This window comes from Pseudescherichia sp. AS216, from assembly GCF_037152055.1.
In the GTDB taxonomy this organism is placed as follows: domain Bacteria; phylum Pseudomonadota; class Gammaproteobacteria; order Enterobacterales; family Enterobacteriaceae; genus Pseudescherichia.
In genome coordinates this window covers 161,059-175,157 of sequence record NZ_JBBCMV010000004.1, presented here as the reverse complement: position 1 = coordinate 175,157, position 14,099 = coordinate 161,059, and the positions used below count along the sequence as shown (strand labels likewise).

Annotated in this window: 14 protein-coding genes; 4 read left to right on the top strand and 10 right to left on the bottom strand. The window is 61.8% G+C overall.

All coding sequences use genetic code 11. From position 1 onward, the window contains the following. Positions 1-30: 30 nt before the first annotated feature. From WFN61_RS13730 to WFN61_RS13690, 9 genes are read right to left on the bottom strand one after another with little or no spacing between them, the layout of a single operon-like run. The gene (locus tag WFN61_RS13730; RefSeq protein WP_337038791.1) at positions 31-1,653 is read right to left on the bottom strand and encodes a gamma-glutamyltransferase family protein; all 1,623 of its coding nucleotides are present in this window, start codon (positions 1,651-1,653) and stop codon (positions 31-33) included. Next, on the bottom strand, positions 1,650-3,158 hold the full coding sequence (locus WFN61_RS13725; RefSeq protein WP_337038790.1) for a class I adenylate-forming enzyme family protein: 1,509 nt from the start codon (positions 3,156-3,158) through the stop codon (positions 1,650-1,652). The genes WFN61_RS13730 and WFN61_RS13725 overlap by 4 nt, the downstream gene beginning before the upstream one ends. Next, complete coding sequence (locus WFN61_RS13720; RefSeq protein WP_337038789.1) at positions 3,155-4,015, bottom strand: VOC family protein; 861 nt, start codon at positions 4,013-4,015, stop codon at positions 3,155-3,157. Before WFN61_RS13720 ends, WFN61_RS13725 begins: the two co-directional genes overlap by 4 nt. After that, on the bottom strand, positions 3,954-4,370 hold the full coding sequence (locus tag WFN61_RS13715; RefSeq protein ID WP_144815321.1) for a PaaI family thioesterase: 417 nt from the start codon (positions 4,368-4,370) through the stop codon (positions 3,954-3,956). The genes WFN61_RS13720 and WFN61_RS13715 overlap by 62 nt, the downstream gene beginning before the upstream one ends. Positions 4,371-4,380: 10 nt before the next feature. Further along, positions 4,381-5,397, bottom strand: coding sequence for a zinc-binding dehydrogenase (locus WFN61_RS13710; RefSeq protein ID WP_144815318.1), 1,017 nt, complete (start codon positions 5,395-5,397; stop codon positions 4,381-4,383). 12 nt (positions 5,398-5,409) lie between these two features. Further along, the gene (locus WFN61_RS13705; protein ID WP_257757693.1) at positions 5,410-6,390 is read right to left on the bottom strand and encodes an ABC transporter substrate-binding protein; all 981 of its coding nucleotides are present in this window, start codon (positions 6,388-6,390) and stop codon (positions 5,410-5,412) included. Positions 6,391-6,393: 3 nt separating this feature from the next. Further along, positions 6,394-7,167 (bottom strand): ABC transporter permease, encoded by a 774-nt coding sequence (locus tag WFN61_RS13700; RefSeq protein WP_257757694.1) that lies wholly within the window; start codon positions 7,165-7,167, stop codon positions 6,394-6,396. Further along, a complete protein-coding gene (locus WFN61_RS13695) occupies positions 7,168-7,935 on the bottom strand; it encodes an ABC transporter ATP-binding protein (protein ID WP_312235315.1) in 768 nt (255 codons plus the stop codon). Further along, complete coding sequence (locus tag WFN61_RS13690; protein WP_312274202.1) at positions 7,932-8,630, bottom strand: GntR family transcriptional regulator; 699 nt, start codon at positions 8,628-8,630, stop codon at positions 7,932-7,934. The genes WFN61_RS13695 and WFN61_RS13690 overlap by 4 nt, the downstream gene beginning before the upstream one ends. A 325-nt stretch (positions 8,631-8,955) precedes the next feature. Between WFN61_RS13690 and WFN61_RS13685 the strand changes: the two genes are divergently transcribed. Genes WFN61_RS13685 through WFN61_RS13670 form a run of 4 tightly spaced genes read left to right on the top strand, consistent with a single transcriptional unit; the run spans position 8,956 to position 12,848 of the window. After that, positions 8,956-10,020: an ABC transporter substrate-binding protein gene (locus tag WFN61_RS13685; protein ID WP_144815305.1), complete on the top strand. Its 1,065-nt coding sequence runs from the start codon at positions 8,956-8,958 to the stop codon at positions 10,018-10,020. Continuing rightward, positions 10,017-11,324 (top strand): acyl-CoA thioesterase/bile acid-CoA:amino acid N-acyltransferase family protein, encoded by a 1,308-nt coding sequence (locus WFN61_RS13680; RefSeq protein ID WP_337038788.1) that lies wholly within the window; start codon positions 10,017-10,019, stop codon positions 11,322-11,324. Before WFN61_RS13685 ends, WFN61_RS13680 begins: the two co-directional genes overlap by 4 nt. Beyond that, the gene (locus WFN61_RS13675; protein WP_337038787.1) at positions 11,321-12,079 is read left to right on the top strand and encodes an ABC transporter ATP-binding protein; all 759 of its coding nucleotides are present in this window, start codon (positions 11,321-11,323) and stop codon (positions 12,077-12,079) included. Before WFN61_RS13680 ends, WFN61_RS13675 begins: the two co-directional genes overlap by 4 nt. Further along, complete coding sequence (locus WFN61_RS13670) at positions 12,072-12,848, top strand: ABC transporter permease (RefSeq protein WP_312176090.1); 777 nt, start codon at positions 12,072-12,074, stop codon at positions 12,846-12,848. The genes WFN61_RS13675 and WFN61_RS13670 overlap by 8 nt, the downstream gene beginning before the upstream one ends. A gap of 1 nt (position 12,849) precedes the next feature. Here the strand turns inward: WFN61_RS13670 and WFN61_RS13665 are convergent, their stop codons facing one another. After that, entirely contained in the window at positions 12,850-14,070 is a 1,221-nt protein-coding gene (locus WFN61_RS13665) for an amino acid deaminase (protein ID WP_144815291.1), read from the bottom strand. Positions 14,071-14,099: the final 29 nt, after the last annotated feature.

Below are 14,099 nucleotides of genomic sequence, written 5' to 3'. Positions count from 1 at the left end.
GCGCCGCCTGGAGAGCGTCGCGCACCGTATTTAAAAACCTACCGCCTGGCCGTCGCGGCGGCTGTCGCTGGCAATAACATAGCCATCGCTGCCCTCCGTCGTCAGTTTCCAGATAAACTGGCCTGAACCAAAGTCCATATACGGGTCGTTAAGCGAGGTAAAACGATGCCCGCGCTGACCCAGCTGCTCCGCCACGCCCTGATGAAAACCGACCTCCAGGTCGAGCGAGAAATCGCGGTTTACCTTCCAGCGCGGCGCATCGCAGGCGGCCTGCGGCTGCTGCTGGTAGTCCAGCATCCGTACCAGCGTCTGAACGTGCCCCTGCGGCTGCATATCCCCGCCCATGACGCCAAAGCTCATCTGCGGCTGACCGTCTTTAGTGAGAAAGCCAGGAATGATGGTATGGAATGGCCGCCTGCCCGGTGCGACCACGTTGGCGGAGCGTGGATCGCTGGAGAACCCCGCCCCTCGATTTTGCAAACTAATGCCGTACTCCGGCACCACCACGCCCGAGCCAAAGCCCATATAGTTCGACTGAATAAATGACACCATCATGCCGCTTTCGTCGGCAGTGGTGAGATAGACGGTGCCGCCGCTGGCGGGCATACCCGATAGCGGCTGGCTGGCCCGCGCCGGGTCGATCAGCCTGGCGCGTTCGGCCAGATAGCTGTCATCCAGCATCTGCTCAGGAGTGATATCCATAGAGCGCGGATCGCCGACGTATTTATAGATATCGGCAAAGGCCAGCTTCATCGCCTCAACCTGCAGATGCTGCGACGCGACGCTGTCCAGCGGCAGGCTGGCAAGGTCGAAATGCTCAAGGATCCCCAGCGCGATCAGGGCGGCAATGCCCTGACCGTTAGGCGGCAGCTCGTGAACGTCGTAACCGCGATAGCGACGGCTCACCGGCGTGACCCATTCGGGGCGATATCCGGCAAGATCGGCAAGCGTTAGCGGCACGTCGCTTTGGGCAGCAAAGCGGACAATCGCCTCTGCCGCCTCACCTTCATAGAATGCACGCGCGCCCTGGTCGGCGAGCAGACGCAGCGTGCGGGCGGCGGCGGGCATGACAAACTTCTCGCCAATCTCCGGTGCGCGGCCGTTGGGCATAAAGGTGGCGGCAAAGCCCGGCTGATCCTGAAGCAGCGGCACGGCGGCGTGCCACTTACGCGCCACCATCGGCGCAATGGTCACACCTCGCTCGGCAAGATCGATAGCTGTTTCCAACAGCTGGGAAAACGGCAGCTTGCCGAAGCGCTGATGTAGCGCCTCCCATGCGGCGACGGCCCCTGGAATAGTCACGCTGTCCCAGCCGCGCACGGGTCGTTTAGCATGGCCTTGCGCATCCACGCCGTAGCGCCGGGCAAACCAGTTGGTATCCCAGTGCGAGGGCGCGGTGCCGGAGGCGTTCAGGCCGTGTAGCTGCTCACCGTCCCAGACCATGGCGAACGCGTCGCTGCCCAGCCCGTTGGAGACCGGCTCGACGATGGTCAGCGTCGCCGCTGCCGCGATGGCCGCATCTACCGCATTACCGCCGCTTAACAGAGCCTGATTGCCAGCGTGAGCCGCCAACGGGTGCGATGTCGCCACCGCGTTACGCGCGAACAGCGGCGTGCGCGTGGTCAGGTAGGGGTTGTGCCAGTTAAATTTCATGCTCGCATCTCCTTGTCGCTTGCCGTCGCCAGATAGCGCTCCGCCTCTGCGCGCAGCGCCTGTTTATCTACTTTGTTCGTGCCCGCTAACGGAAAGCTGTCGGTAAGCCAGATATGGCGTGGATGCAAATAGGCAGGACCGTGGGTTAGCGTCCAGGCCTTGATCTCCTCCGGCCTGGCGACGCTGTCCTCCCGAGGAATAATCCAGGCTACCGGCTTGCTGCCTTTAATCTCATCGTTTACCGCCACGACGCACGCCTGCTGGACGGCAGGATGCTGCTCCAGCAGCTTTTCCACTTCGCCGGGATAGATATTCTCACCGCCGCAGACGAACATGTCGTCGCGTCGCCCGATAAAGGTGTAGAAGCCATGGTCATCGCGCATGAATACGTCGCCAGAGATGTAATAGCCATCGTCGGTGAACGGCGCGGAGACGTCCGGGCGCTGATGATACCCCTGCATCAGCGCCGGGCTTTTCATCTCCAGTACGCCGTGGTCGCTAAGCTGCCCCTGCTCGTCGCGAAGCCGCAGCGAGACCGCCGGATGGGCATAGCCGTTGGACTGCAATGGCGCGGTGCGTCCCTGCGGGTGGGGACCAAAGACAATCGGGCCGCCTTCCGTGGTGCCGTAGGCGTTGATGACCCGCGCATTGGGCCAGATCTGACGAATTTGATTGAATAACCCTTCGTTAACCGGCGCAGATCCCATACGCACAACCCGCACCGATGAGAGATCGCTCGCAGCAAGCAGCGCCTGCTCTTTCATCATCATCGCGATCATCGGCGGCACGGCGGTGATCCAGGTGCAGCGGTAGCGGGCAATAGCGGCAATGTACTCTCGCACCCGGAACTGCGGCAGCAGGATAGTGGTGACACCGCTGGCAAGCGTCAGCAGCGCCAACGCCAGGGCGTTCATATGGTAAAAGGGGGCGGCGATCAGCACCCGCTGGTCCACCAACTCGTTGGCCGCCAGCCGCGTCTCCACCACCCAGCGGTGGCTGGCATGGGTGAGACGAACCCCTTTCGGCATCCCGGTGGAGCCGGAGGTATAGAGCAGCATCGCCAGCGAGTCTGCCTGCGGCGTAAAAACATCGTAGTCGGTAACCGACGCAAGCGTCACCAGCTCGCTGAAGCCCCACCGGCTGCGCGTGGCGGCGAGGCTGGCCAGCAGCGTATCATCGCCCATCACCAGACGCGCGTCGCAGTCGTCGAGAATGCTCTCCAGCGTCGCTGGCGGAAATTTGATGCTAATCGGCACGGCGACCAGCCCCGCTCGCAGGATGCCTAAAAAAGCGGTAATAAACGCAATGGAGTTACGCCCGAGCAGCGCGATACGTTCGCCCGGCACATAGCCACGGGCCCGCAGCGCCGCGCCTACCGCGTTGGCCTGAGCGTCAAGTTCACCAAAGGTGATGGTGTTCTCCCCTTCCCCCTGCGGCATGATAAAGGCGGGCAGCGGGTTGTGCCGAGCCGCCAGGGGCAGCGCCCCCAGATTAGTGATAGTCATAGCCTGAACTCAAGTAGGGTGTGTATGGCGGGCATGGCGATCAGCAGCCGTCCCGGTCGTTGATGCAGCGGCAGCCCGGCGTTACGCGCCGCCTGAATCAGCATCGACGCATTGCCGCCGCGAAAGTGGATAGCCGTAAACTGGCTGGGGCGGCTCTCGTCCACGCTGACCAGACCGGCGGAATCATCACGCCAGGCGGAGGGCGTCAGCAATTGCAGCTGAAAAGCCGGATCGGGTGCGCCGAGCTGCTGCCACGCCTGCGCCTCCTGCTCGACGTTCTGGCTCACAACGGTTAACGCCTCGATCCCCGCAACGCCATTGGCGTGGGAGAGCCAGGGGGCGCGCCACACCCACTCCGGGGTATGATGCTGGCAAAAATAGACCCTTCCCGCCGCAAAGCTGCCGGCTGCGAGACGTACCGTGCTGAAACGCGCCTCGCCCCGCTCGTCGTCGGCTGCCACCTCGCGGGAAAAGTGCTGGACCGGCTGCACCGTGAATCCCTGCTCGCGCAGCTGCCGCGCGGTTGCGGCGGCATCCGTACTGCGAAACACCACGCCGTCGATACCGCGCGGGCTGTCCAGCAGCTCCTGACGGATCCGCTCCCCGTGACGCGGGAGTCCGATAAGCTCTAAATAGTGGCCGTTGAACATCACCAGCTGGTTCATCGATCCGAGCGAGTGATGGCTCTCCGGCGTCAGGGTGAAGCCCAGCGCGGCAAAAAGATCCCGCGTGGCTTCCAGCGCAAAATGGTTATTAATCACCAGGTGATCGAAGACCAGTGGCATGGGCGGCTCCTCAGGCGGCAGGCATGGCGTACAGGCCACGGCCGCTCGCCACCAGCCGATCTTCGCTGTCATAGACCCATGCCTCCGCGCTGGAGACCTGCTTGCCCACTTTGATGACCTTACCTGTTATTCGCAGGTCGCCGCGCGCTGGACGGTGATAGTCGACTCGAATATCCAGCGTTGGCACGCCTTTCCCGGTATAGGCTACCAGCGCCCAGTCGGCGGTCAGATCGACCAGCGCCGCCAGAATGCCGCCGTGGATATACCCTCCCGCAGGGTTGACCACCCACTCGTCGCGAAAACGCGCCGTCAGGGTGATTTCGCCTTTTGCCACCGCCTGCACCTCAAGCCCCAGCCACTGGTGATAGGGACCCTTCAGCAGTTTTTCCTGCACGTCCTGCGCGCTTAATGCAACAATCTCGCTCATCTGCTTATCCTTATGGTGTCACAATCACTTTGCCTAAGACTTCACGGTCGCGGATCAACCGCAGCCCTTCCGCCGCCTGCTCCAGCGGCAGCTCACGGTCGATGAGCGGTTTAATGTCGCCCTGCGCCACCAGCGTCAGCAGCGCTTCCAGATCCTCGGTGTAGAAGCTGTTGGAGCCTTTGATGTTGAGCTCAAAGCTCCAGACGTAGCGCAGATCTTCCGCTGGGTCGTAGCCCGCCGTCGCACCGCAGACCAGCAGCGTGCCGCCGCGTTTTAAGCATTTGAGCGAGGGACGCCAGGTATCGCCGCCGGTGAAGTTAATCACCACGTCCACGCCGCCCTCATAGTTACGGCGCTGGGGTTTGCCGTAGCGGCCAATTGCCCAGCGGGAGAAATCTTCTTCGCGATAGTTAACGACGTGATCGGCACCCAGCGCGAGCAGCGCCTCGCCCTTCTCCGCGCTGCCGACGCAGGCGATAACTTCCGCGCCGAGCTTTTTCGCCAGCACCACGCAGGCGGTGCCCACACCGCCGCTGGCACCGAGGATCAACACCCGGTCGCCCTGTTTGATAGTGTCATGGGTGACCAGCATGCGGTGCGCCGTGCCGTAGGCCACCGGCAGCGCCGCCGCCTGGGCGAAGGTGACCGCTTCCGGCAGCGCGATAAGCTGCATGGCGTCCACCAGAGCATATTCCGCCATGCCGCCGTCGGTCATTTCGCCCATCAGCCCCACGCCGGGCTTCAGCGGATTGATCAGCACGCGGTCGCCCACCTTCCAGCCCGTCACGTCGTCAGCTATCTCATCGATGACGCCAGCAAGATCGAGGCCCGGCACCACCGGCAGCGGCACCTTAATGCCCGGCATGCCGTTAACGGTAAAGACGTCGTGATAGTTAAACGCGGAGGCTTTCACCCGCACGATGGCGTGGCCTGGCTGCAACGTCGGGCGCGGTTTGTCGGCTACAACGGACAGATTGTCCAGGCTGCCGTGCTGGTTAAGCACCAGCGCTTTCATGGTCTGACTCACGGTTATCTCCTGTTATTTTATTGATGCCGATGCCTTGTACGCCGCGTCGTCGTAGAGACTCTCCGGCACGTCGCCTTTCACGGTGCCGCTGGCGACAAAGACCTGGTGTTGACGCTTAAGGGTCGCGATATCCGCCGGTTCAAAGGTGACGCGGTTCATGCTGTCCCAGCGGCTGAAATAGACTTCAGCCTCACGCTGCGGCAGGTTGGCGTTTTTCTGCAGCAGCGAAACCACCTCCTGCTGATGAGCCTTACCCCACGCCAGGGTGTCACGCAGCGCGGCGATAACCCGCGCTACCGTTTCCGGGTGCTGTTCAATCAACTCACTGCGCACCGCGCCGACGCCGATATAGGGTACGGCGTCGCTATGGGTCAGCTTTTTCCACTCATCGGCAAAGCTACCAAGCGGCGTCACTTTCAGCTCGTCCAGTTGCTCAATAGTCAGCGAACGTAGCGCGGCGGCATCGACCTGCTTTTGCACCAGATACTGGGCAAGGCGCGATTCATTGCCGCCAATCAGCTGGAAATCATTGGGGGCGATCTGGTTGTTACCCTGTAACAGCGTGGCGGCGATCACCGCCACCGACGACCCGGCAGGCGACATGCCGATTTTTTTACCCTTGAGCTGGTTCAGCGAGGTAATAGGTGAGCCCTGCGGCACAACAAACTGCACGTCGGCAGGTTGCGTGGCGGCAAAGATTTTGATCGGTACCCCTTCGGCCGCGCTGCTGAAGACCCCTGCCAGCGGCGCGCCGAACGCTAAATCTATGGATCCTGACGCCAGCGCTTTGATGGGTGCATTGACGTCCGGGAAGTGAACGAACTCAGCATCAATGCCGCGCTTAGCCAAAAAGTCCTTATTTTCCAGTACGGTGCCGTAGCCCAGGCTGACGCCGCTGCTCCAGTAGCCAATGCGGACCTTTTCAGCCGCCGCAGAATTCAGGGCGAAGAGAGCCCCGGCAGCCAGGGTGGCCACCTTTAACCAGTTTTTCATCTGTTATTCCTGTGTGTGTGATTTCCAGCGAAAGAGGTGGCGCTCCAGCGGCTTAAGCAAACCGCCTTCCAGCAACAGCATCAGCGAGACCAGCAGCAGCGTCCAGGCGAAGACCTGATCTGTCTGCACCAGATCGCCCGCCTGGCGCAGTCGGTAGCCAATTCCGTCCGATGCGCCCAGCGTTTCCGCCACCAGCGATACGCGCCAGCCAAAACCAAACGCCAGCCGCGCGCCCGAAAAAAAGTAAGGCAGAATGGTGGGTAAATAGATTTTGAGCAGCGTCTGCACGCGGTTCATACGGAAACTGCGCGCCAGCTCCACGTACTGTCGTTCGACCGTTTGCGCCCCCTGCCAGACGTTGGTCAGGATCAGCGGCATTGAGGTCATAAACACCACGAAGACGGTGGTCGCGTTAGAGATGCCAAACCAGATAATGGCGAATATTGCCCAGATGGCCGACGAGACGGTGTTAAACACCGCCAGCAGCGGCTCGAAAAACTGCGCTAGCCTGCGGCTTGCCCCGAGCGCCAGCCCGGCCAGCGTTCCTACCACCGTAGCCAGTAAAAAGCCGCTGAATACCCGTGAGAAGGTCACGCCAATGTCGTGTAGCAGCGTATCGTTGCGCCACAGCATCAGCAGCGCGTTAAAGGTCTTCTCCGGCCCTGGGAGGACAAAAGCGGGCATATTGCGTGCCGCCAGCAGCCACAGTAAGAAAAAGGCCGCCAGCAGGATCAGGCGCTGGACAATAAGGGAGAGCACTCTCCTGGACTTATGCATCTAGACCTCCATCCGCAGCAGACGGACCTTCTCGGCCACGTCGCGGCTGGTGGGCAAACGGGGACGCGGGAGAGTCACGGTCACAAACTGCTTAATGCGTCCCGGATTGGGCTGCAGAATGACAATGCGGTCGGCGAGGATCACCGCCTCTTCGACGTCATGGGTGACCATCACCACCGTCATATTCTTAAGCTGGCGAATACGCAGCAGCTCGTCATGCATGGCGCTGCGGGTCTGCGGATCAAGTTTGGAGAACGGCTCATCCATCAGCAAAATCTGCGGCTCTGCCACCAGGCTGCGCGCCAGGGCGATGCGGCTGCGCATCCCGCCCGAGAGCTGGTGCGGCCACTTATCCCCTACCTGCGCCATGCCCACCAGTTGCAGAGCGGCCTCCACGCGACGCTGACGCTCTGCGCGCGACAGGGCGCTGTTCTCCAGCGCGAAGTTGACGTTCTGGCGCACCGTGCGCCACGGCAGCAGTCGGTCCTCCTGAAAGAGATAGGCCACCTGCCGCCACTGGCTGAACTGCGCCACCGCCTCACCCTGCAGGACGATGTCGCCGTTGTCAGCCGGCAGCAGGCCGGAGATGATATTCAGCAACGTGCTTTTTCCGCAGCCGGAAGCGCCGAGCAGCGCGACGATCTCCCCTGGATAAACGCTAAGTGAAATCGCTTTCAACACCTCTTGCGTGCCGAAATGTTTGCCGACCTGCCGGAGCGCGATCGCTGGCGCAGCGGCGGCAGGCAGCTCTTCAAGAAGGGCGCTCATGAGAAAACTCTCCTCTCCTGAACGGGCAGCAGCGTACCGTCCGACGTTAACGTGGCGTAGATTTTTTCCAGCGTCATCGCCTGGAAGGTCTCAATATGCCGGCGGGCGATAAACTCCACCCGTTTGCGGTCGCCCTCGATAAAGGCGTCGATCATGGCGTTATGGTCGTGGCGAATTTCCGGCTTGGTACGCTGAACGTTGAACCCCAGCGCCACCAGCCGCGCCATCTCATCCATCAGGGTAGAGAGCGTGCGCAGCAGATGCTGATTGCCCGCCGCCTCGGCAATAGCCAGATGAAAACGCTTGTTGGCATTCATAAACACATCAATGCGCGTAGGGAGCGGCGCGGCGACCTCTACCCGGCAGTCCGCCTCTAGCCGCTTAAGCAGGTCGATATCCACTTTGCCGACGGCAAGACGCGCCGCCAGCGGCTCAAGCTGCACGCGCAGGGTGAAGATCTCCTCTACATCCTGGAGGGTGATGGGCGCGATGCGGTAGCCTTTACGCGGGCGGGATTCGATAAGGTATTCATGGCTGAGCCGCGCCAGCGCCAGTCGGCAGGTGCTTTTACCCAGCTGGTAGCGCTCCATCAGCTCGGATTCAGTCACCAGCGATCCCGGCATCATGCGACAGGTCAGAATGTCGCGGCGGATCGCATGGTAAGCACGTTCGCCTAAAGATAAAGATTCCGTCACAGCACTCCCCTTAGCCGCTTATCTCACCACAGTGAGCTTCTCACAGCGTCGCCTTGACGCTCTTAGTGAGGCCATTCTGGGGCAGGTTTGCGTCGGGTTCTAATAATTAAAACAGCAATGTAAAACTGAAAAAAGCATCAACTGAGCTGCTCAGTGCGCGGATAAGGGCGTATCAGCAGCCAGTGACCTGAACGGCGAGCGCCGCTGCCGCTGGGCTGCCCAGATTAGCTCTCTCTTGCATACCGTTAGCGCAATATGTTCGTTTTGCATGAGGGTGGCCTGCTCTACCTTGAGCGCCTCTGTTTCGTCATCATCAGGAAGCCCTATGCGAGTAAAGTATCTGCTGTTGTCACTCACGTTTGCCGGCGTCGCTCAGGCGCAGGCCCTTGATGAAGTGACCGTGGCTCTGGCCATTCCTCCCGCCGTCCACGACGGGGCCCCCTATGCGGCCGCACAAGAGCTGGGGTTGTTCAAAGAACAAAATCTCGACGTTAAGCTGCTGGTGTTTCAGGGGGCGGGCGCGCTGCTGCCCCAGGTCGCCAGCAAGCGTGTAACCTTCGGCTATCCAGTCTCGGAGCCGGTAATTTCCAGCTATTTCAGCGGCAAAAATCCGCTGCCGCTGCGCTACTTCTATAACGGCACGCCAAACCAGACGCTGGAGTATACGGTGCTGGCGGACTCACCCATTAAAACCCTCGCCGATCTCAAAGATAAAAAGATCGGCGTCGGCGCGCTGACATGGGGCACCCTGCCAAACAGCCGGGCCGCGCTTAGGGTTGCCGGGCTGGAGCCGGGCAAGAACGTTGAGTTCGTGGCGGTCGGCGCGCTGGGCTCCGGCTTCCAGGCGCTGCGCAGCGGTAAGGTGGATGCGCTCAACTACAACAGCAGCTGGGGCGATATTTTTGAGTTTACCGGCACCAAAATCCGCCGTATCGCCTACCCGGCGGTATTTCAGGAGAACCCCGGCAACGGTTTTATCGCTCATCAGGATACCTTCAAAGAGGATCCAGATTTAATCCGCCGCTTTGGCCGCGCCTATACCGAGGCGCAGTACGTCTGTGAAATCAACCCGACTTTCTGCGTACAGGCCTTCTGGCGACAGCATCCGGAGAGCAAGCCCGCGAACGCCGATGGCAAGGTCCTGACCGAGGCGACGACGCTGCTTACCCGCCGCCTGCAGCGCACGCTTTACCGACCGGACGGCACGCGCCGCCAGCCAGGCGAGTATGACCTCGCGGTGATCCAGCAGGCCATTGGCGCGATGGCGAAACAGGGGGAGTTCCCCAGCGCAAACGTGCCGGTGGCAAAGATCTTCTCTAACGAGTTCGTTACGGCGTTTGACGATTTTGATAAAGATGCCCTGCGCAAGCGGGCGGAGGCGGCAAAATGAGTATGACACTGCATATTGATATGGCTGACGGGCCGATCGATCGGCCGCGAAGCATCACTGCCAGCGGACTGGCGCGTGGCGTTGCCCGGCTCACAGCGTCGTTTACCCATCCGGACGGCAGCATCTGGCAAAGCCGTGCCGCGTTTGCCATCGCTGAAGACGGTGCGCTGGACGTTGCCACCGCTGTACCGCTGGAGGGTAGCTGGCAGGACACAGAGCCTATGGCTCCTGTCTGGGCGCTGCGCCAGGTTTCCGCGCCTGTTGACCCTAAGCTGTCCGACAGCACCGAACCGCGACGGATCGCACTGCATCTTGTGGATGCCGCAGGCAAAGAGGCGCAGACCACTATTGTGCAGCATCTTGTTGCCCCCGGCGTTACGCGCCGCGAGGTACGCGAGGGCGATCTTTCCGGCACCCTCTTCACCCCGCCGGGAGAGGGCCCGCATCCGCTGATTGTGCTGCTGAACGGCTCCGGCGGTGGGACGCCTGAGTCGCGTGCCGCCCTGTTTGCCTCCCACGGCTACGCGGCGTTTGCCCTGGCTTATTTCAAAGCGCCTGGCCGCCCGGAGTACATTTCCGCTACCCCGCTGGAGTATTTTGAGCAAGCGCTGGCGTGGGCCGCCCGTGAGCTTCAGCCGCGCGCCGGGTTTATCGCGGTCGCCGGACACTCTCGCGGCGGCGAACTGGCCCTGCTGCTGGCCTCGACCTTCCCCGAACGTATCAGCGCCGTAATTGGCTATGTGCCAAGCGCGGTGATCCACGGCACGCTGCGCGCTGGCCGTCCGGACGAGCCGCGCGACGCCACCGCCTGGATATGGCGCGGCGAGCCGCTGCGCAATATCTGGCACAATAATCCTGATGCGGACTGGCATGCGTTTGACCACCCTTCCGCCCCGGACGTCCCCCTCCGTCAGGCCCCGGCATTTTTAACGGTAGAGCGCAACGCGGAATTCACCGCGGCGGCGCGTATTCCGGTGGAGCGCATTGCCGGGCCCGTGCTGGTGATCTCCGGCTCTGATGATGGCTTCTGGCCGTCGGAAGCGTATTGCGATCGCATTAAGGCCGATCTGGTGGCACGGGAACACCCCTGGCCGGTTGAGCATGTGCATAACGCCGGGGCCGGGCATGCCATCGGCTTTCCGTTTGTCCCGACCACTGACATCGCTAAAGTGCATCCGGTGGCGGGGGTCGCCATCGACGGCGGTGGAACGCCGGTTGCAAACGCCCGGGCCAACCGTAGAAGCTGGGAGCGGGTGCTGGCGTTTCTTGCCGCCGCGCGGGCAGAGCACGAGGCACAAACATGAGCGCTGCGCTGGAGCTGCGCGGGGCGAGCCTGACCTATACCACGCGCCGGGGAGAGATCCAGGCGCTGGGCAGCGTTGACCTGCGGGTGGCAGACGGTGAGTTTGTGGCGCTGCTGGGGCCATCCGGCTGCGGTAAATCGACCATTCTTAAGCTCGCCGCCGGGTTGATGCCGCCCTCATCGGGCCAGGTTCTGCTGGCGTCTGAAGCAGTTAACGGACCGGGCCGCCATGCGGGCGTGGTGTTTCAGAAACCCAACCTGCTGCCGTGGAAAAGCGTTCTCAATAACGTCCTGCTGCCGGCCCGTACGCTGGGGTTGCCCAAAGGCCCGGCCCGGCAGCGCGCTCTCGAACTGCTTGCGCTGGTGGGTCTTGCGCCCTTTGCCAACGACTATCCGTTCGAGCTTTCCGGTGGAATGCAGCAGCGCGTCGGCATCGCCAGGATGCTGCTGCACGATCCGCAGCTGCTGCTGATGGATGAGCCGTTCGCGGCGCTGGACGCGCTGTCGCGGGAGACGCTGATGCTGGAGCTACAGCGCATCTGGGAGCAGCAGCGCAAGTCGGTGCTGTTTATTACCCACTCGATTCAGGAAGCGGTATTTCTGGCCGACCGGGTATTGGTGATGTCGCCGAGGCCGGGCCGAATTGTCGAAGAGCTAGCGATTTCCCTGCCGCGCCCGCGCACGCTGGAGACGCTAGGGGACGAGAGGTTTATGGCCCTGTGCCAGCATTTACGGAGATATTTTACTCATGCGTAGACTTCAACCGCTGATCTACCCGCTGATTAGCCTGGCGGTGCTGGTATTTATCTGGGACATGGCCGTGCGTCTGTTTGCTATTCCCGACTATCTGCTGCCCTCGCCCGGCGCGGTATTCGGCGCGCTGGCCAGCGGCTTTCAGGATAACAGCCTGTGGCCGCATATTGCGGTTACGCTGGGCGAGACGCTCAGCGGCTTTGCCGTCGGCAGCGTGCTGGCGATTACGCTGGGTGTGGCGCTGGCGGAGTCACGCACCTTTGAGCGGTTCGTCTATCCGCTGCTGGTGGCACTGCAGGCCACGCCTAAGGTGGCGCTGGGGCCGATCATTCTGGTGTGGTTTGGTTTTGGCACCCTGTCAAAGGTGGTGCTGGTCACTCTGGTCTGCTTTTTCCCGCTGTTTGTGAATACCGTCAACGGTATTCGCCGCGCCGATCCAGAGCTGCTGGACGCCTGCCGCGCCTTTTCCGCCTCACGCGGGTATTTACTCTTCCATGTCAAACTCCCCTCGGCGGCGAGCGACATTTTCGCCGGATTGCAGATTGGCGTTGCGCTGGCGCTGATTGGCGCGGTGGTAGCGGAGTTTCTCTCGGCGCAGAGCGGGCTTGGCTATCTGATCGCGGCAAGCTCGGTCAGCATGAGTATGGCGACCATGTTCGCAGGCGTGTTTTTGCTGGCCCTGATTGGGCTGTGCGGCGCAGAGCTGGTGCGCTGGCTGCAGCGGCGACTCCTCTTCTGGGAGGCCGAGGCCGTGCATCGCCGCAGACGGTAGATTAGAACAGCGTGTCGAGCTCGTCGACGACGCGGTAGTCGTCATCAATCAGCAGCAGCGTTTTGTATTTATCGAAGGTCAGGCATGGATGTGAGGTGCCAAACACCAGAATGTCACCGACGCGGACGTCGCTTTCCGGGGCCAGCTTCACCATACAGTGCTGATCCATAATTCCAACGCTGACGATGGCCTGCGGCCGGAACGGCAGGGCCTGGCCGTGGCGATAGTGGGCAATCGGCTGCGGCAGCCCGGCGTCAAAGGCGCAGTCGCGCTTGCCGAAGTTCACCACCGCGCGGTCGGCTTCCGGCACCGACTGCACCATCGCTACCAGCTCCAGGGCAGAGGCGAGATCGCCACCCAGATCGCAGGCGACGCGGTCGCGCGCAATCAGCGTCTGCTGCGCATCGGCATAAATCCCCCGGTCGTGGGTGATATAACAGCCCGGACGGATCACAATTCGACACTGCGCCGGTTTGCGGGCGGCAAGCCAGATATCACATACCACGTCATACCAGACCGTACCGGCGCCGGTGAGAATAAACTCGCCGTCCACCAGATGCTCCATGCCACAGGCCAGCTCGGCGGCATCACGCAGCAGGGCTTCGACCTGCGGCTGCGGATCGTCGCCGTGCAGCACACCCTCATACAGCTCCAGCCCGCGCAGCCGCAGACCAGGCAGCGCATGGATTTTCTGTGCCAGCGCCAGCGCGGCGTCGGTGCTGCGACAGCCGCAGCGCCCACCGGGCACGCCCAGCTCTACCAGCACATCCAGCGTCTGGTTTTGCCCGGCAAAGAAGTCTGCAAGCGCAGCGGCATTTTCAACGCTGTCCACACAGCAGGCAAAATCCACCTCACGGTAATGCTGCTTAAGTTGAGCGATCAGCTGCATGTTGGCCTTCCCCACCAGCTGGTTCACCATCAGCACGCGCTTGATACCGCTCGCCATGGCCGCTCCGGCCTGCCAGGCGCTGCCAACGCCAATCGCCCATGCGCCCGCCTGCTGCTGCGCCTGAAAGATCCACGGCGTCATGGTGGTTTTCCCGTGCGGCGCCAGCGAGACGCCGCGGGCGTCAGCATAGCGTTGCATCCAGTCGATGTTATTGCGCAGCGCCGACTTTTTAAGCACCGCCGCGGGCAGGCAAACCTCTTCTGCCAGCACGTTTGCCGGGGTATGCATTATCGCGGACTTATGGGTCACTAACGTATCGGAATGATATTTCATAACATAATCCTTATCGGGATATCGTGTTT

Coding starts and splice junctions, on each gene's coding strand:
- WFN61_RS13730 (WP_337038791.1), bottom strand. CDS start 1,653: ATGAAATTTAACTGGCACAACCCCTACCTGACCACGCGCACGCCGCTG.
- WFN61_RS13725 (WP_337038790.1), bottom strand. CDS start 3,158: ATGACTATCACTAATCTGGGGGCGCTGCCCCTGGCGGCTCGGCACAAC.
- WFN61_RS13720 (WP_337038789.1), bottom strand. CDS start 4,015: ATGACAGCGAAGATCGGCTGGTGGCGAGCGGCCGTGGCCTGTACGCCA.
- WFN61_RS13715 (WP_144815321.1), bottom strand. CDS start 4,370: ATGAGCGAGATTGTTGCATTAAGCGCGCAGGACGTGCAGGAAAAACTG.
- WFN61_RS13705 (WP_257757693.1), bottom strand. CDS start 6,390: ATGAAAAACTGGTTAAAGGTGGCCACCCTGGCTGCCGGGGCTCTCTTC.
- WFN61_RS13700 (WP_257757694.1), bottom strand. CDS start 7,167: ATGCATAAGTCCAGGAGAGTGCTCTCCCTTATTGTCCAGCGCCTGATC.
- WFN61_RS13695 (WP_312235315.1), bottom strand. CDS start 7,935: ATGAGCGCCCTTCTTGAAGAGCTGCCTGCCGCCGCTGCGCCAGCGATC.
- WFN61_RS13685 (WP_144815305.1), top strand. CDS start 8,956: ATGCGAGTAAAGTATCTGCTGTTGTCACTCACGTTTGCCGGCGTCGCT.
- WFN61_RS13680 (WP_337038788.1), top strand. CDS start 10,017: ATGAGTATGACACTGCATATTGATATGGCTGACGGGCCGATCGATCGG.
- WFN61_RS13675 (WP_337038787.1), top strand. CDS start 11,321: ATGAGCGCTGCGCTGGAGCTGCGCGGGGCGAGCCTGACCTATACCACG.
- WFN61_RS13670 (WP_312176090.1), top strand. CDS start 12,072: ATGCGTAGACTTCAACCGCTGATCTACCCGCTGATTAGCCTGGCGGTG.
- WFN61_RS13665 (WP_144815291.1), bottom strand. CDS start 14,070: ATGAAATATCATTCCGATACGTTAGTGACCCATAAGTCCGCGATAATG.